The organism is Bacillus sp. OTU530, from assembly GCF_038440375.1.
The window spans coordinates 1-23,318 of sequence record NZ_JASATP010000069.1; the positions used below are offsets into that span (position 1 = coordinate 1).

22 protein-coding genes are annotated in these 23,318 nt (G+C 38.1%); 14 read left to right on the forward strand and 8 right to left on the reverse strand.

The annotated features are described in order from the left end of the window. Nucleotides 1-756 precede the first annotated feature (756 nt). A complete protein-coding gene (gene yhfH / locus AAHB12_RS28275) occupies nucleotides 757-888 on the reverse strand; it encodes a protein YhfH (protein ID WP_342048489.1) in 132 nt (43 codons plus the stop codon). Between the two features lie 746 nt (nucleotides 889-1,634). Between yhfH and AAHB12_RS28280 the strand changes: the two genes are divergently transcribed. The 8 genes from AAHB12_RS28280 (at nucleotide 1,635) to manA (ending at nucleotide 8,891) form a co-directional block, all read left to right on the forward strand. After that, complete coding sequence (locus AAHB12_RS28280; protein WP_342048490.1) at nucleotides 1,635-3,146, forward strand: BglG family transcription antiterminator; 1,512 nt, start codon at nucleotides 1,635-1,637, stop codon at nucleotides 3,144-3,146. 14 nt (nucleotides 3,147-3,160) lie between these two features. Continuing rightward, entirely contained in the window at nucleotides 3,161-3,640 is a 480-nt protein-coding gene (locus AAHB12_RS28285) for a PTS sugar transporter subunit IIA (protein ID WP_342048491.1), read from the forward strand. Between the two features lie 12 nt (nucleotides 3,641-3,652). After that, nucleotides 3,653-3,970: a PTS fructose transporter subunit IIB gene (locus AAHB12_RS28290; protein WP_342048492.1), complete on the forward strand. Its 318-nt coding sequence runs from the start codon at nucleotides 3,653-3,655 to the stop codon at nucleotides 3,968-3,970. A gap of 15 nt (nucleotides 3,971-3,985) precedes the next feature. Next, complete coding sequence (locus tag AAHB12_RS28295) at nucleotides 3,986-5,077, forward strand: PTS fructose transporter subunit IIC (protein ID WP_342048507.1); 1,092 nt, start codon at nucleotides 3,986-3,988, stop codon at nucleotides 5,075-5,077. A 27-nt stretch (nucleotides 5,078-5,104) separates the two neighbouring features. Further along, on the forward strand, nucleotides 5,105-5,956 hold the full coding sequence (locus AAHB12_RS28300; RefSeq protein WP_342048493.1) for a class II fructose-bisphosphate aldolase: 852 nt from the start codon (nucleotides 5,105-5,107) through the stop codon (nucleotides 5,954-5,956). A 27-nt stretch (nucleotides 5,957-5,983) separates the two neighbouring features. Beyond that, nucleotides 5,984-6,898, forward strand: a complete 915-nt coding sequence (locus AAHB12_RS28305) for a ketose-bisphosphate aldolase (RefSeq protein ID WP_342048494.1) — start codon at nucleotides 5,984-5,986, stop codon at nucleotides 6,896-6,898. A 169-nt stretch (nucleotides 6,899-7,067) separates the two neighbouring features. Next, nucleotides 7,068-7,931 carry an ROK family protein gene (locus AAHB12_RS28310; RefSeq protein WP_342048495.1) on the forward strand — a complete coding sequence of 288 codons (864 nt, stop codon included), beginning with the start codon at nucleotides 7,068-7,070 and terminating at the stop codon, nucleotides 7,929-7,931. Between the two features lie 24 nt (nucleotides 7,932-7,955). Next, entirely contained in the window at nucleotides 7,956-8,891 is a 936-nt protein-coding gene (gene manA, locus AAHB12_RS28315) for a mannose-6-phosphate isomerase, class I (RefSeq protein WP_342048496.1), read from the forward strand. 105 nt (nucleotides 8,892-8,996) lie between these two features. Here the strand turns inward: manA and AAHB12_RS28320 are convergent, their stop codons facing one another. The 4 genes from AAHB12_RS28320 to AAHB12_RS28335 all read right to left on the reverse strand — a co-directional run bounded on the left by AAHB12_RS28320 (nucleotide 8,997) and on the right by AAHB12_RS28335 (nucleotide 12,498). Beyond that, nucleotides 8,997-9,233: a MerR family transcriptional regulator gene (locus AAHB12_RS28320; protein ID WP_342048497.1), complete on the reverse strand. Its 237-nt coding sequence runs from the start codon at nucleotides 9,231-9,233 to the stop codon at nucleotides 8,997-8,999. A gap of 403 nt (nucleotides 9,234-9,636) precedes the next feature. Next, nucleotides 9,637-10,440 (reverse strand): ABC transporter ATP-binding protein, encoded by an 804-nt coding sequence (locus AAHB12_RS28325; RefSeq protein WP_342048508.1) that lies wholly within the window; start codon nucleotides 10,438-10,440, stop codon nucleotides 9,637-9,639. Continuing rightward, on the reverse strand, nucleotides 10,440-11,366 hold the full coding sequence (locus AAHB12_RS28330) for an ABC transporter permease (protein WP_342048498.1): 927 nt from the start codon (nucleotides 11,364-11,366) through the stop codon (nucleotides 10,440-10,442). Before AAHB12_RS28330 ends, AAHB12_RS28325 begins: the two co-directional genes overlap by 1 nt. A gap of 85 nt (nucleotides 11,367-11,451) precedes the next feature. After that, nucleotides 11,452-12,498 (reverse strand): ABC transporter substrate-binding protein, encoded by a 1,047-nt coding sequence (locus AAHB12_RS28335; protein WP_342048499.1) that lies wholly within the window; start codon nucleotides 12,496-12,498, stop codon nucleotides 11,452-11,454. Nucleotides 12,499-13,109: 611 nt separating this feature from the next. Here AAHB12_RS28335 and AAHB12_RS28340 point away from each other — a divergent pair. Next, complete coding sequence (locus AAHB12_RS28340; RefSeq protein ID WP_342048500.1) at nucleotides 13,110-14,213, forward strand: spore germination protein; 1,104 nt, start codon at nucleotides 13,110-13,112, stop codon at nucleotides 14,211-14,213. Nucleotides 14,214-14,443: 230 nt separating this feature from the next. On the opposite strand, the gene AAHB12_RS28345 is transcribed toward AAHB12_RS28340, so the two are convergent. Further along, nucleotides 14,444-15,100: a YcnI family copper-binding membrane protein gene (locus AAHB12_RS28345; protein ID WP_342048501.1), complete on the reverse strand. Its 657-nt coding sequence runs from the start codon at nucleotides 15,098-15,100 to the stop codon at nucleotides 14,444-14,446. Between the two features lie 364 nt (nucleotides 15,101-15,464). Here AAHB12_RS28345 and AAHB12_RS28350 point away from each other — a divergent pair, with 364 nt between their 5' ends. Together AAHB12_RS28350 and AAHB12_RS28355 are read left to right on the forward strand one after the other, a co-directional pair. Further along, nucleotides 15,465-16,841 carry a PepSY-associated TM helix domain-containing protein gene (locus AAHB12_RS28350; RefSeq protein WP_342048502.1) on the forward strand — a complete coding sequence of 459 codons (1,377 nt, stop codon included), beginning with the start codon at nucleotides 15,465-15,467 and terminating at the stop codon, nucleotides 16,839-16,841. A gap of 25 nt (nucleotides 16,842-16,866) precedes the next feature. Further along, nucleotides 16,867-17,337, forward strand: coding sequence for a FixH family protein (locus AAHB12_RS28355; protein WP_342048503.1), 471 nt, complete (start codon nucleotides 16,867-16,869; stop codon nucleotides 17,335-17,337). Nucleotides 17,338-17,408: 71 nt separating this feature from the next. Here AAHB12_RS28355 and AAHB12_RS31995 read toward each other — a convergent pair whose 3' ends face one another. Next, entirely contained in the window at nucleotides 17,409-17,744 is a 336-nt protein-coding gene (locus AAHB12_RS31995; protein ID WP_446715628.1) for a GerAB/ArcD/ProY family transporter, read from the reverse strand. Nucleotides 17,745-18,219: 475 nt separating this feature from the next. Between AAHB12_RS31995 and AAHB12_RS28360 the strand changes: the two genes are divergently transcribed. From AAHB12_RS28360 to AAHB12_RS28370, 3 genes are all read left to right on the forward strand, one after another. Next, a complete protein-coding gene (locus AAHB12_RS28360; RefSeq protein ID WP_342048504.1) occupies nucleotides 18,220-19,326 on the forward strand; it encodes a GerAB/ArcD/ProY family transporter in 1,107 nt (368 codons plus the stop codon). Nucleotides 19,327-20,139: 813 nt separating this feature from the next. Beyond that, nucleotides 20,140-20,370, forward strand: coding sequence for a hypothetical protein (locus AAHB12_RS28365; RefSeq protein WP_342048505.1), 231 nt, complete (start codon nucleotides 20,140-20,142; stop codon nucleotides 20,368-20,370). Between the two features lie 924 nt (nucleotides 20,371-21,294). Beyond that, nucleotides 21,295-21,495 carry a cold-shock protein gene (locus tag AAHB12_RS28370; RefSeq protein WP_129731955.1) on the forward strand — a complete coding sequence of 67 codons (201 nt, stop codon included), beginning with the start codon at nucleotides 21,295-21,297 and terminating at the stop codon, nucleotides 21,493-21,495. Between the two features lie 1,217 nt (nucleotides 21,496-22,712). Here the strand turns inward: AAHB12_RS28370 and AAHB12_RS28375 are convergent. Further along, nucleotides 22,713-22,928: a helix-turn-helix transcriptional regulator gene (locus AAHB12_RS28375; RefSeq protein ID WP_342048506.1), complete on the reverse strand. Its 216-nt coding sequence runs from the start codon at nucleotides 22,926-22,928 to the stop codon at nucleotides 22,713-22,715. Nucleotides 22,929-23,318 lie beyond the last annotated feature (390 nt).

The window sequence follows — 23,318 nt, forward strand, 5'->3', positions numbered from 1 at the left end:
CTAAAGATCCGTCTATCAATGCTAGAATAGATCCAGGCGAACAATATAAATAAATCGGGCAAGAAAGAGCATGTGTTTTACTAGCACATGCTTTTTTCTATGTCTAGACAAAATAAAAACGGCTAAAACGTTATACAAAGCATTTCAGCCGCCGTCGATCACACCGGCAGAGCTTTTCTTTTTACCTGGGATCTACAACATAAAAAGAACTCCTACAGGAATGTTCAAAATACCTACCTTAAGAGTAAACTATATCGTCTGAATCGTCTAAACCGTTTTCTTCAATCTCCTGTATTTCATTAGCCTGAATCTTAACCGAAATAACATTATCTAAGTTAAGCAGTTCATCCTCATGAACATACCAGCGATTAGAATTGTCTACAAAACGATCCATCACTAATTGGCTTAATCACAGGGTTGCTGCTCTAGACCGCAAAGTAGATTTTAATACGTGAAATATAGGTGTATTTGGCAATTAAAAAATGGTTCTTTTCAACTAACCTTGGAAAGAACCATTTTTTGTTTGCCACAAACAGGGTAATCCATTTATATTATTCATGATGTCTTATTATGTTAATGGAGATAATTGAAGTTTTCAGTTTCTATAAATATTGTACCCTATAAACATAGTTAATAAACACAATAGGAGCTTATAAGAAAATTTTTTATTCATAATAGTGTACTTTTAAAGACAGCGTTTATCTGATTCTGTTATGAAAAATCCCCCCTACATACTAAGTGTAAGGGCATTATATCCTAATACTCCTCATGCTTTCCGATGCAACGCTCACATTCATATAAATAAGACTCGTGCTTCTCTTTAATTTCACATCCGCACTCACGACATTCTTTTTTAGGTATATTATGATAAAACTCTAAGTCCAACATAGTATTACCCCCTATATATCGTTTATTGATCTTATTGTATTATAACACAAATAACAAATCAACATCTGTTATATAAAAATAAATATACTAAAGTAAGCCCCTACGCAATCTAAGCACAAGGGCATTCTGTTATTCCTGTTCAAAATGTATGAGCACAATGATACATTAGCTTAAGAGACAGCATTACAAGGCCCAGTACCAGCGTTCGTGTAACCAGGGGCTACGATTATTGTTACGAATAATATTGTTACGTATTTTTGTTACATAACTTATGCGAGATTACTAGCTGAAAAAATTGAAGAGGATTCTCGTAACAAAAACGTTCGTTTTTGTTACAAATACCCTTAATAATTATATATTGATGAATATTGTATCTCTATGACCTAGTTTTACACGTATCTCAGCTGAACCAGAAGAAGGGGACAAACAGAACATACGAGCATGTTTTGCTAGTATGAAAATAGCCTATTTTTTTATAAATTATCTTTGCACCAGAACCAAAAAGGCAGTAGAGTGTTCCCATTTCAACTGCTCCTTCTGTTATCCTTACAAGCTAAGTAGGCATGCGTCACGACCTCATTTTGGAATTGTTTATTCTTACGAATAAGCCTATGTTTACGGCATTAATTAAGAAAAATAGGTGTTACTCACTTTAATAAGGACATAGAAAAATGATGGAAATTGTAATTGTGTATGCGTTTTCATTGTTTTATGATTAAGACATAGAAAAGAGGTGATAAGTGAGAATGGCATATGAGTTGAATGAACGCCAACATAAGATTCTTAAAATATTGCAGAATAAAAGTGATTATGTCACGGCTTCTGATTTGTCTGCTCAATTGTTTGTTTCTACGAAAACGATTTATCGGGACGTACAAAAAATATCAGAGTATCATTTGAAAAACTACACCCTCACGAAGAAAGAAAACCTAGGATACTTACTTACACCAAATGAGGACGTTGAGAAAGAGGAACAGGTTATTTTCAGCAGTTCTAAAGAAAGGCGTATTAATTTACTGCTGTATCTTCTTTCTATTGCACCGATGAAGACATCCCTCCAAAAGCTATCAGAAAGATATTTTGTAAGCCAAAGTTCTATCATTAATGATTTTAAGTATATTGATACAAAAATAAGACCATATAACCTTAGACTACTAAGGGTGAATAACGGGACTTTTATTGATGGGCATCAGCTTTCAATAAATAGATTAATGTCCGTTATCATAGAAAGTTTTTTGAAACAATCAGGAGATCCATTTAGCCAATATCACATACCAAAATTTATTGAAGAAGTAAGAAATAACTACAATCGGCTGTATGAAATCAAAAAGTTTCTTCATGAAATACAGGAGGAACATGAAATCCTTTTAGATCAGCCATTCTATTTAACTTTATTTTGCACTCTTCTTTCGATTATTGAGAAACACATTAATTATTCAAAAAACCTATATAGGGAAGAATCATTTGAATCTTTGGATAAACAATCGAAAGCCTATCTCATTACAGTTGATTTGGTAAAAAAAGTGGAGTTATTTTATTCATTTAAATTGGAAGATTATGAATTTAATAAGCTGTACTATATTTTAAAAGCTTACAAACTGACTTCTAGATTTCTGCTGAATCAAGATACAGAAGACCTCATGAGCGAGAAAGTGAAACTACTTTCAAAACGCCTGGTAAGAAAAGTATCCGAAAAAATTGGCCATAACCTGGAAGAAGAAGAATTATTAAAGGACCAGTTGACCCATCATCTTCACTCCATGGTATATCGCTTGAACCATGATATTTATATCGTGAATCCCATTTTAGAGTCTATTAAAACGAATTTTCGCGATACTTTTCACATGGTTGAACAATGTATTAACCAGGTAAATAAAGATGGGAAATTTGTAAAAAATTTATCAGATGAAGAAATTGGATATGTCACGTTGTATTTTCAAATTTCAATTGAAGATCGACTTTCAAACAAGATTCCTATTTTGATTGAGTGCACGAGCGGTATAGGAACTTCCCATTTGTTGAGTGAAAAGATTAAAAAAACGTTCCCAAACATTGAAATCAAAAGAATCGTTGCTCAGCATCGACTCAAAAAATGCGACTATGATGATGTAGAACTTGTAATTTCAACAGTGAAAACCCATAGCATCATAGATAAGCCTACTATTTTGGTCAGTCCCATTTTAAATGATGAAGATAAGATGAAAATTGATCAGTTTATTGGTCATTACTATAAGAAACAAAAAGCAAAAATAATTTGAAAGGGGACTTGAAATTGGATACAAAGTTAGAAGAATTAGACATTTCAAAAGTGATCACAGAGGATTTAATTGATTTAAAGTTGCAGGCTACGACGAAAATGGAAGTCATTGAGGAATTAACACATTTATTATATTTAAATCATTGTGTAGATAGTGAAGAAGGTTTCATTAAGGATGTGTTATATCGTGAGCAACAAGGGGTGACAGGGCTTGAAAAAGGAATAGCTATTCCACATGGAAAATCAGAGAGTGTCATCAAAACATCCTTGGCCATTGGCCGAACGAAACATCCTGTGGAGTGGGAATCCTTAGACGGTAATCCAATCCAAATTATTTTCTTATTTGCTGTGAAAACTTCTGATGCAACTACAGTCCATATTAAGCTGCTGCAAAAGGTGGCCACTTTATTAGCGGATGACGAAGTTCTTCAGAGCCTTCAAAGGGTCGAAACCAAGCAAGAAGTTATTCATCTATTGTCAAAAAATAATGAGTAGGAGGAAATAGTTATGAATATTGTTGGAATTTCAGCTTGTACGGCGGGTATTGCTCATACTTATATTGCAAAAGAGAAATTAATCAAGGCAGGGCAAGAATTAGGTCATAAGGTACGTATTGAAACACAAGGAACTATTGGAATAGAGAATGAACTAACGAAGCAAGAAATTGAAGCCGCAGATTTAGTTATTATTGCTGCAGATATTAAGGTGAGCGGAAAGGAACGTTTTAAAGGAAAAAGAATCGTTGAAATCCCAACACATATTGCTATTAAGGGACCGAAACAATTATATAAAAAAATTGAAATGGAATTAAGCGGTAACAAATAAGGAGGAGCTAATATGTTGAAGAAGCTGCAAATTAAAAAGCATGCATTAACTGCTATTTCATATATGTTACCTCTAGTTGTTGCATCAGGACTGTTGATTGCCATCGGAAATCTAACAGGCGGTACAGTTATTGGAAATTATAAAGAAAGCTTCTCTATTCCGTCCGCGCTCGTCTCCCTAGGTGTGCTTGGAATGGGATTATTGGCGCCGGTCATTGCTGGAGCGATTGCCTACTCCATTGCAGATCGTCCAGGTATTGCGCCGGGTCTATTAATGGGTTTAATTGCTAATGCGATTGGTGCAGGGTTTTTGGGCGGAATGCTAGGTGGTTTTATCGTAGGATATTTTGTTGCCTTTCTTAAAAATCATTTAAAGGTTCCAAAGTGGGCAGAAGGTTTAATGCCTATGATGATCATTCCGTTAATTTCTAGTGTGGTAGTAGGCTTGTTAATGTTTTTCGTCCTAGGTCGCCCTATTGTTTGGGCAACTGAGGGTTTAACCGCTTTCTTAACAAACATGCAAGGGTCTATGAAATTCGTCTTTGGGGCCATTTTAGGCGGCATGGCTGCTTTTGACTTCGGCGGACCTGTAAACAAAGTAGCTTCATTATTTGCAGATGGTCTATTACTGCAAAAAGTTTATGGACCAGAAGCAGTTAAAATTTTGGCTTCCATGGTTCCTCCGTTTGGTGTCACGATATCTTGGGTTTTGTCAAAAGCCTTTCGGAAGAAGAGATATACGAAAAAAGAAGAAGATAATATTAAAATTGCCTTTCCAATGGGTATCTGCATGATTACGGAAGGTGTCATCCCAATTGCAGCCGTTGACTTACTCCGTGTCGTTACTTCTTGTACATTAGGAGCTGCTGTTGGCGGAGGCTTCTCGATGATGTGGGGAGTTGGTTCACCGGTTCCATCAGGCGGAATGTTTATTGTCCCAGCCATGAATCATCCATTGTTATTCACTTTAGCTTTATTTATTGGATCAGCTATTACAGGTATCATGCTATTTTTATGGAAAAAAGAGCCGATTGAAAGTGAAAAAGATGGTTATTCAATGGATGAGGAAGAAGAAGAAATCGATTTATCTAGTATAAATATTTCATAATCAAAAAGATTAGGTAGGGGATGCAAAATGTATGTTTCGATGAAAGGAATGCTGGAACGAGCCAATGAAGGAAAATATGCGGTGATGGCCATTAACTGTTTTAATCTTGAGACGGTTCATGCTGTCATTCAAGCCGCACAAGAGTTACGAGCACCGATTATTATCAGCTTATATCAAGATCATTTAAAGGAGCATTTTGGAAGTCATTTATTAACAGATCCTATTATTCAAATGGCAAATGAATCAAGCGTTGAAGTTGCTATTAATCTTGATCATGGCCAGGATGTTAGTTTTGTTAAAAGGTGTTTACAGGATGGTTTCTCAAGTGTCATGATGGATGCCGCTGCTTACCCAATTGATCAAAATGTTGAAATCACACGAAATATGGTTGAATTCGCTCAAACATACAATGCAAGTGTAGAGGCGGAGGTTGGCAATATTGGAGCTGTAAGTAATATTATGACAAGCGATAGTATGTATACGGATCCTGAACTTGCCATTGACTTTGTTAAAAAAACAGATGTAGATGCCTTAGCTATTTCATACGGTTCAAGCCACGGAGATTATCCAGAAGGATTCGTACCCAAATTTCGCTTTGATATTGTGGAAAAAATAAAACAGGAAACAAATATTCCACTGGTACTGCACGGAGGATCCGGATGCGGTGAAGAGAATATTCGAAAGTCTATTGAATTAGGAATTAATAAAATTAATGTGGGTTCCGATTTTATGAAAGCACAGGTTGATAGTATTAGGTATCAGCTAGACAGAGATCCAACAATTAATTACTTTGATTTGATACACAGTACCATAGACGCAGGTAAAGAAGCAGTCAAGTATTATATTAATCTTTCAAAATCAACTGGTAAATCTCTATAAAAAAACAAAGAAAGAAGTGTGTAGATTATGTTAATAAATATGAAACAATTATTGGAAGTAGCAAAAGAAAATAAATTCGCAGTTGGGGCCTTTAACGTCGCTGATAGTTCATTTTTAAGAGCAGTTGTTGAAGAGGCGGAAAACTCCAATTCACCAGCTATAATTGCAATCCATCCATCTGAATTAGAGTTTTTAACTGACGAATTCTTTTCTTATGTGAAGCACCGTGTATATGAAAGTCCTGTACCATTTGTTATTCATCTCGACCATGGTGGCTCCATTGAAGAGATCTTAAGAGCTATTCGATGTGGTTTTACATCCGTCATGATTGACGGTTCGTTGCTCCCATATGAAGAAAATGTGGCATTGACGAAGAAAGCCGCTGAAATTGCCCATGCAGTGGGGGTATCGATAGAAGGAGAATTAGGTACAATTGGGAGCACGGGCAATTCCATTGAAGGCGGAGTAACCGAGGTTATCTATACTAACCCTGCTGAAGCAAAAGATTTTGTGGAACGGACAGGGGTGGATACGTTAGCGGTTGCGATTGGTACCGCTCATGGGATTTATCCAAAGAATATCAAGCCGCAATTACAAATGGATATTTTAGAAGAAATTAATAAGATTGTAAGCATCCCATTAGTGCTTCATGGAGGTTCTTCTAACCCGGATAGTGAAATTGCTCAGTCTGTGAAACTAGGGGTAAGTAAAATCAATATTTCTAGTGATATGAAATATGCTTATTTTACAAAGGCTCGTGAAATTCTAAGCACAACTGAATATTGGGATCCAAATGTTATTTATCCCGATTGTATTATGGAAGCACGTAAAGTGATTAACCAAAAAATGAACCTCTTTAACTCCGTAGGAAAAGCAAAACTATATGAAAAGGCCTTACGCAAACAGGTAGAACCTGTCCCAGTTGGTGGTATATACCAATAGGTATATAGGCTCTATCAATATAGGATTTGATGAAGCAGAAAAACTATTCGCATAATCTCAAAGAATCCACATCATTTGAAAGTGGATTCTTTTTGCTTCCTCACTATAACCATTGATTTTAGAGGTTTACTACTTTTAACTCATTTTCTTACACTTGGAGGAATTAAGAATGCTAGGTGCAATCGAAGCAGGAGGAACAAAATTTGTCTGTGCCGTTGGAGATGAAAAGGGAAATCTCTCTGAATGGATCCAAATTCCTACAACGATACCCAGTGAAACCATGGCAAAGGTTATTGCTTTTTTTAAAGAATATGATCTTGATGCCATTGGAGTAGGTTCGTTCGGACCCATTGATGTTAATCGAGAAAGTTCCACCTACGGGTATATTACATCAACCCCAAAAATGGCGTGGAGGAATTTCCCATTTGTACAAGCGTTGAAGGAGGCTTTTCCTGTTCCTATTGGTTTTAATACTGATGTTAATGCCGCGGCATTGGCTGAGGTGACTTACGGTGCCGCCAAGGGGCTGGATAGCTGTTTATATATTACGATTGGAACAGGAATTGGAGCAGGTGCGGTTATCCAGGAGAAACTGCTGCAAGGATGGTCACATCCTGAAATGGGCCATATTCTCGTAAAACGCCATCCACAGGATGATTATCAAGGAAGATGTCCTTATCATTCCGATTGCTTAGAAGGTTTGGCAGCGGGTCCAGCAATCGAAGAACGCTGGAACGATAAGGGGATCAACTTAGTAGAACGCATGGGAGTATGGGATTTAGAAGGATACTATCTTGCTCAAGCACTCATGCAATACATCTTAATCCTATCACCGAAAAGGATTATTCTTGGTGGTGGAGTGATGAATCAGAAACAAATTTTCCCCTCTATCTATAAGTATTTACAGAATTTCATGAACGATTATGTTTCCTTGCCAGAGCTTACGGAGTATATTGTGAGTCCCGGGCTAGGAAATGCTGCAGGGATTACTGGTTCTCTTTTGCTTGCTCGTCATGCAATTTTAGAAAGCTAACAAAGATAGTCTGGGGGTGGGGTTTTGCAACCGTTATTTTTAAAGCCTGTGTTTAAAGAACGGATTTGGGGTGGAACAGCTTTACATAAAGAATTCGGATATGAGATTCCAACAAAGCAAACAGGGGAATGCTGGGCCATATCCGCCCACCCAAATGGATCCTCAATAATTGAAAATGGGTCGTTTGCCGGCTTTACATTAGATAAGCTTTGGAGGGAGTATCCTGAGCTTTTTGGAAGTCCAAAAGAAGAAATTTTCCCACTGTTGACAAAAATTTTAGATGCCAACATGGATTTATCTGTTCAAGTTCATCCGGATGATGCTTATGCGATGATCCACGAAAATGGAGAATTAGGGAAGGCAGAATGCTGGTTTATCATCGACTGTAAGGAAGATGCTGACATAATTCTCGGTCATAATGCCAGGACGAAAGAGGAGTTAGTGGAGTTGATAAAGGAAAGGAAATGGAATAATCTGCTCCGTCATGTGAAAATTAAACCGGGTGACTTTTTCTATGTACCGAGCGGGACGATTCACGCTTTATGTGAAGGAACTCTTGTGTTGGAAACGCAGCAAAGCTCCGATATAACCTACCGGGTATACGATTACGACCGTAGAGATGCAGAGGGGAATTTACGTGAACTCCACATCGAAAAGGCAATGGATGTCACAAGCGTTCCACACCAGGATTGTGAGATTGTTGAGCAAAGAGAAAATGTGACCCAAACAATTTTTGTAGAATCAGAGTTTTTCTCAGTCTATAAATGGGATATTCAAGGTAAGTCTATCTTTTCATGGAATGATAAATACTTGCTTTTAAGTGTTATTAAGGGTGAAGGAACACTTGTTCAAAATGAGATACCTTATTCCTTGAAAAAAGGAATGCACCTTATCATTCCAGCGGGATTCGGAGAATTTGCCATTGATGGGGATTGTGAATTGATCGTTTCCCATACTTAATTGGTTCGTTCAATCTCCACTTTCACCGTTATCGGATATCTAGTTAACGTGTATTAGTAAAGAGAAATTGTTCTTTAAAAAATTTAGTTTTACAAGAATACCTGCCTATATTATTACCTTTGAAGTTTGCTCTAGATTAAACTTCTGTTCCTGGACTAATGTTTTAAATAGAATAAGTGTTTCTTCATCGTAGCGGGTAAAGTAGCGGGTACCGTCCTCATGCTTCTCCCAGCCGTACCCGCTTTTCTCTAGCGCGGCAGCCCACTTGCGAAGGGTGCTTACACCGATACCTAGCCGCTCGCTCATCTCTTTATTAAGAAAGATATATTCGTATTCTTCCACGCTATCACCTCACTCTTTAGAATAACACGAATCGCTCTTTGACCACTCTTCACATCGTTCCTTAGTGGTTATTCGATAAGTAGAGGGGATTCCCTTTAAAACACCGTGTTTTATTAAGCAATATAAAGGGATTCCCTTCCACATAACATAAAATATATTACAAACTAAAAAGCACTCCCGAAGGAATGCTGGAATGCTTAGAAAAATCATTTTAAAGCAACATAGATTTCCAATATCAAACTATAGAACTGTTTACTCCAGTATTCGTTTGTATCCTCGCTGCTAGAATAGAAATCTGCGAGTTCTTAAACTATATAATAGTAGAAATTTAATAGTTCAATGCACTTTAATCAATTCCATGTGCAATTTAGCGTTTAAAAAGTGTGCAATTTATCTCTTAAAGTCAATTCAGGCCCCCGAATACAATCCTGTCGTCGGCCAATTTGTGGCCGCTGATTTGTTCGAATTCGCGCAGCAGCAGTTCGACAGTCAGTTCTTTTTTTCGCTGTTCGTTTACATCGAGAATGATCTGCCCTTTATCCATCATGATTAGCCGGTTACCGAGACGGATGGCTTGTTCCATATTATGGGTGACCATCAGGGTCGTCAGCTTCATTTCGCGTACGATGCTATCGGTAAGACGCGTGATCAGTTCCGCCCTTGCAGGGTCAAGAGCGGCCGTATGCTCGTCAAGCAGCAGAATTTGCGGTTCCGTGAACGTCGCCATTAATAAACTGAGCGCCTGGCGTTCGCCACCGGATAATTGACCGACTTTCGCCCGCAGCCGATTCTCCAGCCCAATGCCCAGTCTTTTTAACTGCTGCTGAAAAAATACCCGTTTTTTCGATGTCACGCCGAACTGAAGACCGCGCGATTTACCGCGAGCATAAGCCATTGCAAGATTTTCCTCGATGGTCATATGCGGAGCGGTCCCTGCCATCGGATCCTGGAATACGCGCCCGATCCAGCGGCTACGGCGGTATTCGGGCAGGTGGTGGATGACGCTTCCTTCGATTCGCACCTGCCCCGCGTCCGGCATCATAACTCCGGAAATAACGTTCATCAACGTCGATTTTCCGGCCCCGTTGCTGCCGATGACCGTCACGAAATCACCTGCATTCAGCGTCAGGTCGATGCCCATCAGCGCAATCTTCTCGTCCGCGGTTCCAGGAAAAAAAAGCTTGGATACTTGAGATAATTGAAGCATCAACGCTCACCTCCCACTGATTGCTGCGATGCCGGCCCGGCAAGCTCGGCTGTACGTTTCTTGGAAACATTTCGCAGCCTCCAAGAGCGCTGCGCGGAAGGAAGAACAAGCGCGACAATGACGATCAACGCGGTGATCAGCTTCAAATCGGACGTGTTGAGCCATTCTATGCGAAGTGCTAGCGCAACGATGATTCGGTATACGATAGAACCCAGCACGGCGGCTAAAGTGGAAAAGAAGACGTTTCGCGTCCCAAAAATGGCTTCTCCGATAATGACCGAAGCAAGGCCGATAACGATCATTCCGAGCCCCATGGAAATGTCCGCAAAACCGGACTGTTGAGTAATTAGTGCCCCCGATAGCGCGACAAGGCCATTCGATAGGCTGATCCCCAGAATAATGGTGTTATCGGTGTTGGCCCCGAAGCTCCGGATCATTCGTGCATTATCGCCTGTAGCCCGAAGCGCGAGTCCGAGATCGGTATGTAGAAATGCGTCAAGTAGCAATTTGATCAGGATCACACCAATCGCGATCAGTAAGATCCGGGTTCCGGCCTGCGAAATCGAGAAAAACGGAATATCGGTACCAAGCAGTGAAATGTTTGGAGTACCCATTATTCGCATATTAATGGAATAAAGGGCGATCATCATGAGGATCCCCGAGAGCAGCCCGTTTATCTTTCCTTTTGTATGAAGAAGACCCGTGCACGCGCCGGCCGCCGCCCCTCCGCCAAATGCGGCCAGACCCGCAAGAAACGGGGAGTAGCCTTGTGTAATCATAATGGCGGCAATGCCTCCGCCTGTAACGAAACTGCCGTCGACGGTCAGGTCTGGAAAATCCAGAATGCGAAACGTAATGTAAACGCCCAGCGACATCAAAGCGTACAGTAAGCCGAGTTCAACCGCCCCATATAATGAATTGAGCATTCTTGCTATACCTCCCATTCTTGAAAATAGCTCAAATCTTAAAGAAAAAAGGAGTGAACGAATGGACGTCCACCCCCCTGTGTTTCTACTGGATCAGGTTTTGCGCTTGGTCCGCAACCGCATTCTTCATCTTATCTGTAACCTCGATGCCCAAGTCCTTTGCAGCTTTCAAATTGATTATGAGGTCCAGTTTATTAGGCACCGTGACTTCCATGTCGCCGGGCTTTTTGCCGTTCTTCAGAATATCCACAGCCATTTGGCCGACCTGGTAACCATGATCATAATATTTGAAACCCACCGTTGCCAAAGCGCCCCTTTCAACTGTTTCGCGATCACTGGAGAAAAGAGGAATTTTATTGTCTTTCGACAGTTGGATGATCGAATCGACGCCGCTGACAACCTTATTATCAAGCGTCAAGTAGAAGGCGTCCACGCGGTCAACCAGTGATTGAGCTGCCTGTTTGACCTCCGACGTGTTGGTGATTGGCGCTCTAATAAGCTTGATCCCGTGCGCGGCAAAATCTTTTTCCGCCCTGTCGGCCATGACGACCGCATTGGACTCTCCTTCGTTGATGACGAGCCCGACGGTTTTGATTTTCGGGAAGTTCTCTGCAATGAAATTAACCAGCTTAGTCGTTGCTTCCGGGTTCGTGTCCGAAGCGCCGGAAATATTACCGCCCGGCTTATCGAGGTTGTTGATGATTTTCGCGCCGACCGGATCCGTTACTGCAGCGAACAACACCGGCGTATCCTTCACCTGCTGTGCAACGGCTAATGCAGACGGAGTGGCGATGGCCAGTACTAGATCGTTTTTCTCATTCGCAACTTTTTGGGCGATGGACAGGTTGTTGGTGGGATCCCCCTGCGCGTTGTTGTAATCGACCGTCAAATTGTTGCCTTCCTCAATGTCGGCGTCTTTCAGTGCCGCCAGGAAGCCTTCCCGCGTTGCGTCAAGTGACGGATGCTCGACAATTTGGGAAATGGCAATCTTATATTGCTTTTGGCTCGCATTACCGGCGCTTTGAGCTGTGTCTCCGCCGGAACCGGTATTTTCGTTCTTCACTTTGCCACCGCATCCCGCAATGATTAGGACGACGGTAAGCACAAGCGTCAACCAAGTAAACTTTCTCAAATTTGATCTGCCCCTCTCCGAAATGGATATAATTGGTTCTATGATACCTTATATTTCCATATTAATTTGCGGTAACAATCTCGTCAAATAGAATAATTGTTTTAAGATGTAGGAGGTACGGTTCTGGTGCAAAAACTAAAAAAACCGTGCTTATGGTAAGCACGGTTTTTTGGTTATATCCAGACGGGGCATAGGACTAAATATAACCTATAAGTAGATCGTCACAGCATAGTTAATATAACATGGTTAGTACATTCGCTTATACTAGCAATTGTAACAAATATGTATGCAAGATTTTATGCAAAAAGTAGGGAGACTTGTCAAAAGATCGGGAGGTCAAAAGCCGCACCACTAGGGCATTGCATAAAATCCTGCATACTTGATAATTTCAGAGATTGCGAGAAACCCAGTGTTGGCGCGGATGCCCTGGGCATGGCTACTTCGGATAATGATGGGTTATGTTAACCTGACATGTATGAAGTATGCATAAATTTTTCTCTTTTTTGGAAATGTAAAATTACACCATTTATAAGAGAAAGCGTGGAAAAATGAGACATAATGAATCTTCTGGAAGTAGTAATCCTAAATTGTAAATAAGGAAGTGACCTGCGATGATTACTAGCCCCAAAGACCGTATTACGACACCTCAAGCAGCTGTTATCGTCATAAATTATGTACTTGGAACGGGGATTCTGACCTTGCCACGAACATCTACAGAGATGGTTCAAACACCAGATAGCTGGCTAGCTGTGATTTTAGGTGGGCTGATCGCGATGATGGCAGGGATTATCCTAGTCAAATTAAGCCAACAGTTCCCAGGAAAAACCTTTTATCAATACAGCCAAGAAATTGTAGGGAAATGGGTGGGCGGGTTACTAAGTCTGCTAGTTGTATGTTACTTTTTAATAATGTGTGGGTTTCATGCCCGTTCATTAGCAGAAGTAACAGATTTCTTTTTGTTGGAAGACACTCCATCCTGGGCCGTTTTGATGCCATTCATGTGGACGAGTCTCTATTTGATTACAGGCGGTATAAATCCGATTGCTCGTCTGTTTGAAATAATCCTCCCTATTACGGTCGGCATTTTTTTGGTGATTACCTTTATGAGTTTCAAAATATTTGAGGTGGATAATTTGCGTCCGGTATTGGGGTTGGGGATCATACCAGTATTAAAAGGAATCAAAACAACCGCTCTCTCCTATACAGGTTTTGAAAGCATGTTAATTATAATAGCATTTATGAAACAGCCAAACAAAGCAGTAAAAGTTGTTCTAGTTGGAATGTCCATCCCACTGATCTTTTACGTGATTACTGTCGTGATGGTTATTGGCGCGTTATCCATCGATGGAGTGATAACGCGAACCTGGCCGACACTTGAGCTTATACGAAGTTTTGAAATGCCTGGTCTGCTATTTGAACGATTTGAGTCTTTGTTATTCGCGATATGGATTATGCAAATGTTTACTTGTTTTACCTTTGGTCACTATGCTGCTTCTTTTGGACTCACGCAACTCTTTCAAAAAAACATTCATCCATTTATGTATGGCTTACTTCCGATTATTTACATCATTGCCATGATTCCCAAAAACATCAATGAAGTATTTAAACTCGGGGGTATAATGGGCAATGTTGCATTTTTTTTATTTGGTTTACAACCACTGCTACTTTTGCTCATCTTGAGATTGAAAAAGAGGAAGCATGAAGTAAAGTTATAACAATGTACGGTTTCTTTTGGTTTCGCTGTTGGTTCTTTTGCTTCTATCTCTTACTGGGTGTTAAAACAACAACAAAATTGAAAAGACTTCATAGATTTCTAAACAGATCGACTTCCTATATCGAAAATTATGTAAACAAGCAATGCCCTTCAGTTAAATGACTTGGAGGGCATTTTTTTCTCATTCAGCTAAATGAAAAAGGTCTGACTATAAGCCAGACCTTTTCATTATTATCTCTTTTTACGTAGTGCAACAAGCAATGCAGCTAATGATAATACAGCCGACAGAATAGACAAGATTAGTGGTGTTTGCTGTATCCCTGTTGAAGCTGCGACAGACTCGGCTTCAGCATCTTTCTTTTCTGTTGTTGCTGTTTGATCTGTATGATCTGCATCATGCTCATCTGCGGCAGGTGTTGCCATGATTTCTGTGATAGAATGTGGAGTGTCTTCCCCTTCGTTGCCTGTCCACTCTACAATAGAACCATCTTTATAGTATTGATACGCGTCCCAATTGATTTTCCCAGTATCTTTCGGGTTTTTTGCAACAAATGTGAACTGTTGAAATTGTCCAGAAAGAATTCCCTCGCCAGTCGCTGTCCATGTAACAGATGTTACTTTTCCTGATGTATCCTTTTCTTCACTAAATGTCCACCCTGGTACAGGTTGGTATTGCTCAAGCTCTACACCTGAAGGAATTTTCAAAGAAACCTTGGTTGTGGGAACATCCTTTTCAACTGGTACTTTCATTGTGTATGTTTCCCATGCTCCTGTTGCAGAAGTACTTGGCTTTACAGTAACATGTGCGCTTGCAATTCCTGTACAGAACGTAACAATTGCTAAAATTGATAATGTAAATTGTAGAGGTTTCTTAAAGATTGATTTCATGATTATTACTCCTTTAACTTTATAGTTTAGCGACAACAGTATAAGTTAAATCATCATTCCCCCCTACATAGTCCTATCTTTAGTTTTTGTACAATGTATAAGAACTAAACCTTTCTTAAATTTATAATGAAATTGTGTGAAAACTATGAAGAAAAAGTGAAAAATGTAAGCCACTATACTACCAGTTTCACTCTCAATTTCGAATGATATGTCAACGGTAGTCCCAAACGGGGATATTTTCTTTTTAGCATACATTTTGCCAGCAGGCTCCCTAACTAAAGCATGAAAACCGTAAACTTCATACTTTCATCACGAATACCCGTTATAATACATATTCGGAAACGGAAAAGAGGGGGAGTCATACATGCAATCTGTGAAAGTTGAAAGCAATAAAAGTGAGGTGAGGTCAAAAACATCGTTATCTTTGTACCAGACTGTTTGGAGATGGCACTTTTATGCAGGAATTATTTTTGCTCCATTTCTTTTTATTCTAGCAATTACTGGCTCTATCTATTTATTTAAACCTCAGATTGAACAAGTACTATATAAAGATTATTACAATGTTAAGGTACAAGAACATACGATTACAGCCTCACAACAACTTGCGGAAGTAGTGAAAAAGTATCCAGATGCACAAATCACAAAATATCGCCCAGGAGACAGTCCTTCGCGTTCTAGTGAGTTTGGAATTTCTTTAAAGGGTGAGTCTCTCACTATTTTTGTGGATCCATACACAGGAAAAGTGATAGGGGAGTTGAAAGATGACGCTCGTATTATGGATAAAATTGAAGAAATTCATGGTGAGCTCGTGTCTGGTACGATCGGTGATCGAATTGTAGAGCTGGCAGCTTGCTGGACAGTTGTATTAATTGTGACTGGTCTGTTTTTATGGTGGCCAAAAAAGCAACAAAAGGTGTTCGGTGTTATTTTTCCTAGACTAAATCAAGGGAAAAAGATTCTAAGGAGAGATTTACATGCCGTACCGGCTTTTTGGTTAACAGCAGGAATGTTATTTTTGGTTATGACGGGTTTACCTTGGTCTGGTTTTTGGGGGAGTAATTTTCAAGCAGTCGCTACCAATTCAGGGCTTGGCTATCCACCTTCTATTTGGTCTGGAAGTGCTCCATCTTCTACAATACAAACAAAAGATATAGCAGAAGTTCCTTGGGCAGCTGAAAATTTAGCTGTACCTGTTTCAAAAATCCAAGGTCTTATTCCTATCTCACTTGATGATGTAGTTGAAATAGCAAAACGTGAGAGAATTCATCCAGGTTATACTGTTTTTATTCCAAATCAAGCAGAGGGTGTCTATACCCTGTCTGTTTTTCCAGCAAAAGCACAGGATGAGGCAACCATGCATATTGATCAATATTCAGGAGCTGTTTTAGCCGATTACCGCTATAACAACTATGGTGTAATAGGGAAAATAGTGGCTTGGGGAATTACTTTGCATAAAGGAACACAATTCGGATTTATTAACCAGTTAGTAAGTCTTCTAATTTGTATAGGAATTATTTTTGTTGTAATAAGCGGTTTTTATCTATGGTGGAAACGTAAACCTCAAAAAGCAATGGGCGCTCCCAAAGCTCCTAGTATAAAGAAGATGAAGGTGTTATTGATTTTAATGGTGGGATTAGGAATCATATTCCCTTTGGTTGGCTTGTCACTTGTTGTGGTGTGGATATTGGACTGGGTATTGATTCAGCGTATCCCTTTAGTGAAAAAATTCTTAAATGCATAATGTGTTAAAAAGGGTGGTAAATGCTGTGAAACATACTGTTCAATTCTCCATACTCCTTTTGCTTAGTTTATTTTTAGGTGGTTGTTCATTAAACAAAGATGTAGAAAAACTGTATAAAACAGAAGCACCTCTTGAAGTTAATATTATTTTGCCTGAACAGGTTTCACCTAATAAGCCGGAAATGATAAAAGCTGTTCTGACTCAAGATGGGAAAACGATAAAACATGCCGATTTTGTACATTTTGAAATATGGAAAAAAGACGGTTCCGTTCAATATGGTATGGAACCAGCTAAAGATGATGGGAATGGTACGTATAGTTTGAGTAAAGTTTTTAATCAAGAGGGGCTCTATGTAATAAAAGTCCATGCGGGTAATCAAGGCTCAATGGTTATGCCCCGCAAACAATTTGTTGTAGGACAAGTTTCTGAAGAAGAATTAAATTCCCTCAAAGAAAGTTCTCCAAATCAAGAAGGAGATCATGCACATCACCATTGAAAAGAAATAATAGATAGAGGTTCACTCCCGATAACACTTGATTATGTGAACACGAATACTCTCCAGATCGCTTAGCAGGAGAGTATTTTTTGTATAATCCTAGATACAGTGAATTCCGATAATGCGGGAATTAGTCCTGTTGAAAACCATCCAACTGTAAGGTACATAAGAAATGGGACTGCAATCCATTTCGGAGTGTACTCTTGTAGTAGCTCAGGCAATCCTTTGCCAGGGAATTTGTTAAAAAAATGAGCTATTATATACGTAACTATAGATCCTAGAATGAGAGCAAGAATTATGGAAACAATTGCTCCCTTTGTTCTATCTTTTAATAAAAGTTGAGGAACGGATGCAACAACACTTGCCATCATGTTTACGAGTATCAAATAACAAAAATACCGATTCATTGCTACATACCTCTATTTTCATTAGGCTTTTCTGAATAACCATTTTGAAACACATGATTTCTCAAAGCTGTTAAGACGTGTGATATACATAATGAAGCCGATACATTCTCCTCTTGGTATCTCTATGGTTGCTCCAAAGAATAATTCAGAACTATTTCATAGATCATATCGCAAATCCCGTCTTAATTGTTATAGTGAGGTAATTAACCCAATATTATGCACAAGACGAAGTACTTTCTTTACTGATAAGCATGATGATGTGAACACAAATACCCTCCGAAGCAACTTAGTTGGAGGGATTTTTTATAGACCTCTAGATACATTGAATTCCGATAATGTGGGATTATATTAATTGGATGTGTATGAGGTATACATGTCTCAATCCTGAAAAGTATTAGGGATAAGAAAGCAGGATAAAATGGACTAGAAGGACTGACGTGCGAATCAAGCATTAAGAAGGGAAGAACCTCTGACGATGGAGAAATCTAAAATTAGTGCCATTCAGCTATTTGTCCTGATGTTTATGTTTGAGATGGGGACTGCATTGGTCATACCATATGGAATAACTGCTAAAAGGGACGCCTGGCTTGCTATTCTTATGGGAATGTGCGAGGGAATGATCTTATTTTTCATTTATTATTTTTTAATTCGTCAATATCCAAATTTATCACTTACCGGATATGCTAAAAAAGTATTTGGTAAATACTTGGGGTGGATCATTGGTCTGTTATACATTCTCTACTTTTTGTATACTACTATCCATAATGTTCGTAGTTTCGGGGAGTTGCTGCTTTCATCGACCATGACCGAAACACCGTTATTGGCTCTCATTATCTTGTTCGTTCTTGCCATTTGTTATGTACTTTATCTAGGGATTGAAGTATTAGTGAGAACAGCAGAAGTCTTCATTGTCGTTCTGCTTTTTCTGGGCTTCATAGGAAATTTTCTTGTCTTTGTTTCGGGTGGAATTGTTCTTCATAATTTGCAGCCTTTTCTTGAATATGGATGGAAACCAATCTTAACGACGACCCTTCTGGAGACTAGCAATTTTCCTTTTGGTCAAATGGTTGCCTTTATAACACTACTTCCTTATTTAAATTGTCCTGGATTATTGAAAAAAGTATGGTTGTCTGCCTTGATTTCAAGCGGTCTGGCCTTAAGTTGGACAGCTAGTTTAGATATCGCCGTTCTTGGTGTCGAAAAAGTAGAGAGATCTACTTTTCCTTTGTTATCAACTATCCGAACGGTCAACCTTTTAGAGTTTATCCAACGTTTGGATATTATTGTTGTTTTCACTTTGTTGATTACAGTATTTTTCAAGGTATCCATATTTTTCTATTGTACCCTAATTGGAATCGTGGATTTGTTCAAGTTAAAAAATTATCAACAGATTATTTTGCCCGTTGGTTGTATTCTTATCTTTGGGTCAATGGTTTTGGCCCCAAATTTTTCAGAACACATAGAGGAAGGTATATATTTTGATCGTTACATTGCCGCTTATTTTCATCTTATTATCCCATTACTAATGCTAATTGTTACCTTGATTCGTAACCGTTTCAAAAAGAAAGCTAAGGAAGGATAAAAAGATCAGATTGGAATCTAATGCAACATAATATAAATATTTTGATTTCTCATTGATATAGCTTTTAAACCTAAGTACTTCCGACATCGGGGGTTATGTTAGCCTGACATGAATGAATAGAATATACAAAAAAGACACTGATTATACAGTGTCTTTTTTGGCTGCAACGGTTATCAGACCTTGAATCTATATCATGTTATGCCTTATATTTATTTTTATAACTATTGAATAGTTCATTATTTCTTTTGATACCCCTCTTGCTCAACTAAAGACCACACTTTATCTTGATTCCAAACAAACAATCCAAATAGTATATGTTTTAAACCATACCAGTATGTATCCCAATGTAAATATGCTAAGAATAGGATTCCTAGAACAAAATATAACACGGAAAAAATACGCAATATTACATTCATAATGTTGCATGATCGTTGCGGTTTCTCACTATTCATTTAATTTCCCCTTTATATGTACTCAAACTCAAAATAGGAAAACCTCTTTATTTACATTTTTTATAACATAAACACTTTTTATACATTTTCCTATTTTTTAAGTTGAGATGATCGGGGAGTGTTTACTATAAACAGCAGCCTTTCAAGGGGAAGAGTTTGTTCTTATCTGGTTGAAATAGTCTAGGTGGGGAGCCTAGTTTCGAATGATGTTGATTGCAAGCTGATTCCGTGTTTTATTACTGCTTTATATGAAAATACAAGTCGATACTGCATTTCTTTATACAACATCTCACCAAAATAAATTCCAGCGGCTTCTTGAAGAATATTTTGAATTAACATCATCAGATCGGGAGAAGAAAACATGGAGCATTATTATCTAGATACAGACACTACAGTTATGGCTATTATCTTTATTACTTGTGCTTTGTTATATATCTTTTCTCTTATCTATATATGGATTCGACCGTCCTTACAAGAACGTAAGTTAAAACGAACAGAATTTGATGCTCAAATTGATATCATAAATGAGAAAATCTCAAAAATAAGAAAGGCAAGGCAAGTCACTCGTGAGTTCAGTTCGGTGGCAAAGTAAAAAAGTGGGGGAAGAGGAAGGCATAAATAAGGTCTATTTCAAGACAAAGGAATAATCTTATATTCTTATTGATTTTTTTATACTAAAACCCATTACTGTTCATATTATTATTTTTTATCTATGCTATGTTTTTTTAATTCTAAATCAATTTTGCGGAGGTGTTTATGAATTTTCATAATATCAGAATAGGGAGTAGAAGAGTCTTTTGTTTTTTCAAGTAGCTTATCCTTTAGATCTTTCAAAAAAACAATCCTTCTTAACAATGTCATCTCCTCACAATCCTTTCTATATTTATCTTGTATCTATCCAAATAAAAGTATAACCATAAAATAGTATAGTCTTCTTTTTCAAATCTAACGACAGAGCCAATTTTCATCTTTTATTCCCCCTTCGAATCCTCAAAATACACTAGGTATTCTGGATCTACAAATAGAAATAAAGATTCCTTCTTACATTTAAATACTCAAGAACACACGAATATCAACATTTTCATTGGTAAACCTTTCACTTTATAATCATATAAACTTTATACAATGAGTTAAACAGTGAAATCATTAAGAAATGGTTATAAATCTGTAAATGGTTCTGTTGTGAAAATCATTTTTTAACTTCCCCTAACGCTCGTTATGTAAACAATAAAGACAGTTGGAATAACCGATTTTTTGATATTTAATGAATTTGTATGTATGGAAACAATGGATAAAACGTTATAACAGAATGATTTTTGCTTTTCTGTTGGTAGAGTGCTATAGTTAATTTAAACCATTTTACTGTTCATATCATAGAGATTTAAATAAGCTGTAACTTCAGGGGGGAGCAAGGTTAAAACTCTCAGAGGTTGCAGTTTTTTATATCTTTTTATTACTTGTAAAATGGTCGAAAATGGATATGTACATAAAGGTACATTGTAGGAGGATTTTTTTCATGGAAAACGGTAAAGTAAAATGGTTTAACAGCGAAAAAGGTTTTGGATTTATCGAGCGTGAAGGTGGAGAAGACGTATTCGTTCACTTCTCAGCTATTCAAGGTGAAGGGTACAAGTCATTAGAGGAAGGTCAAGAAGTTACATTTGATGTTGAGCAAGGCAATCGTGGACCTCAAGCTACTAATGTAAGAAAAAAATAATTGGAATGAAAGGGAAGGGTATTACCTTCTCTTTTTATTTTGGAACATTGATTAGACATGTTAGGTAGGTTTGGAAGAAAATAACTTCGGCGGCACTTTTCAAGAGGTTAGGAGGATAGAAGGATAACATAAAACAACAGTAAGCGACCTCGTCTATCCATATAGGAACGATAAGGTCGCTTACACTATTTCTTCATTCATTTTGTTTGAATTCCTTTCACTGTTTGCCTGTGTTAGGCTAATCACTCCTTGACTTGAGATTTTTTATAACTCATGTCTAGGTTTGTACCCGGCTTATGTAAGTAAACCTTCGCCTTGCTTACTTCACTGGAATCACCTTTCTCTACATGGATTTTGGTAATCCCCCATGCACATCTCTGTACATTTCGCCTTACTCTATCGCACTGGACTCACCTGCTTTCTTATAGATTTTGGGATGTATACCCTGTACATGACTTATACATTCGCCTTTCCCTATTTCAATGGAACCACCTTTTCTCTAGTTAGATTGGCTTCGTCCCATGTACATCCTGTACACTTCGCCTTGCTCTACTCCACTGGATTCACCTTCTTTTTAATGTGTATGTTTTACTTGTGATTATCATACACCTGAAGTCGAATCTTGTAAATACTAAAAATTATAAATTTTCTAATAATTCTGATTTTGTGTAAAAAAGTGGTAAAATAGGTAAAAACAGATTGAGGAAAGGGTACTAGAAATGGAATTTAAAATCACTCAAAGACACATTGAATCACTGTACGCTGCGAAACATTTATTCGAGAGACAATTAAGGAACAATCGAAAAGGATATGAGGAATTCAGGAACAGAACGGATCGGGAAGGTATTGTGATTTTGGAAAGTTATTCTTACCTCATAGAACGGGATCAAGAACACTTGAACGCATTGAATGACGTGCTTAGGGGGCATGAAGGAGAGCTTTATGCTAGGAAGTTTTCGGATTAGATCGTCGGTGGGTTGCAGGAATGCAGCTCTTTTTTGTCTGTTGTATATTCATCTTTCTACAAACCAGTGAAATCAGCCAAATGGAATATATACTTTTATGTGTTAGTTTACATTGAACAAAAAAGACCTTCTTCCAATAAAAGAGGGGCACGGTCATACATATTAGGGGTCTAGCAAGAAATAGCTATTATAATGCACCAAACATAGATTGATATGTAAAAAAAAGGATTTTTTACATCTGCCAAAAATCTGTCACCTGGCGGTTAGGTTAGGTTCATGCTTACGGACAGTTCTAATAATCTTTTGCATCGTGTTTGATGATGGAATATAGTCCTTATCACTACACAATTTTCCTAGTGTATTCCGGTTAACCTTGCTAATCTTCGAAAATTCTTGAATAGAATAGCCGTATTTAGCAATAAATTTTGCTAATTTCGTTGCATGTTTTCCTATACCTAAACCCCACATAACACTTTTCCTCCAATATGTTTTTTATCCATTTTCGTCCAAAAAGCAAAAAACTATTCGCATATGCAAAAACTTTTTTGCATAATGGACAACCTGTGTTAAATAGGATAAACCAAGACGTCACATTAAAGAGGGGATCAGTAAATGACACAGGAGATAGCTATTTATCTACTTCGGAGTAAGGACGTCTACCTGACGTCAGAAGAAAGAAAACAGCTTTATAAGATTTTATCAAAGGAAAATAAGAAAAAGAAAAGAAGAGGTGCATAGGAGAAATGGGGTTCTGGTGCAGAAATTCCAGCTAGCTTGAAACTAATCTATAAATCTTGGACATGCTGATATTATCAATCTAGAAAAGGGATGATATTCAGTATGAAAAAGCAAAATTTA

Bases quoted from the DNA above. Each gene is read 5' to 3' on its own strand.
- AAHB12_RS28290 (WP_342048492.1), top strand. From the start codon at position 3,653: ATGAATATTGTTGGAATTTCAGCTTGTACGGCGGGTATTGCTCATACT.
- yhfH (WP_342048489.1), bottom strand. From the start codon at position 888: ATGTTGGACTTAGAGTTTTATCATAATATACCTAAAAAAGAATGTCGT.
- AAHB12_RS28310 (WP_342048495.1), top strand. From the start codon at position 7,068: ATGCTAGGTGCAATCGAAGCAGGAGGAACAAAATTTGTCTGTGCCGTT.
- AAHB12_RS28305 (WP_342048494.1), top strand. From the start codon at position 5,984: ATGTTAATAAATATGAAACAATTATTGGAAGTAGCAAAAGAAAATAAA.
- AAHB12_RS28330 (WP_342048498.1), bottom strand. From the start codon at position 11,366: ATGCTCAATTCATTATATGGGGCGGTTGAACTCGGCTTACTGTACGCT.
- AAHB12_RS28375 (WP_342048506.1), bottom strand. From the start codon at position 22,928: ATGTGGGGTTTAGGTATAGGAAAACATGCAACGAAATTAGCAAAATTT.
- AAHB12_RS28365 (WP_342048505.1), top strand. From the start codon at position 20,140: ATGGAGCATTATTATCTAGATACAGACACTACAGTTATGGCTATTATC.
- AAHB12_RS28345 (WP_342048501.1), bottom strand. From the start codon at position 15,100: ATGAAATCAATCTTTAAGAAACCTCTACAATTTACATTATCAATTTTA.
- AAHB12_RS28370 (WP_129731955.1), top strand. From the start codon at position 21,295: ATGGAAAACGGTAAAGTAAAATGGTTTAACAGCGAAAAAGGTTTTGGA.
- AAHB12_RS28280 (WP_342048490.1), top strand. From the start codon at position 1,635: ATGGCATATGAGTTGAATGAACGCCAACATAAGATTCTTAAAATATTG.
- AAHB12_RS28300 (WP_342048493.1), top strand. From the start codon at position 5,105: ATGTATGTTTCGATGAAAGGAATGCTGGAACGAGCCAATGAAGGAAAA.
- AAHB12_RS28350 (WP_342048502.1), top strand. From the start codon at position 15,465: ATGCAATCTGTGAAAGTTGAAAGCAATAAAAGTGAGGTGAGGTCAAAA.
- AAHB12_RS28340 (WP_342048500.1), top strand. From the start codon at position 13,110: ATGATTACTAGCCCCAAAGACCGTATTACGACACCTCAAGCAGCTGTT.
- AAHB12_RS28360 (WP_342048504.1), top strand. From the start codon at position 18,220: ATGGAGAAATCTAAAATTAGTGCCATTCAGCTATTTGTCCTGATGTTT.
- AAHB12_RS28325 (WP_342048508.1), bottom strand. From the start codon at position 10,440: ATGCTTCAATTATCTCAAGTATCCAAGCTTTTTTTTCCTGGAACCGCG.
- AAHB12_RS31995 (WP_446715628.1), bottom strand. From the start codon at position 17,744: ATGAATCGGTATTTTTGTTATTTGATACTCGTAAACATGATGGCAAGT.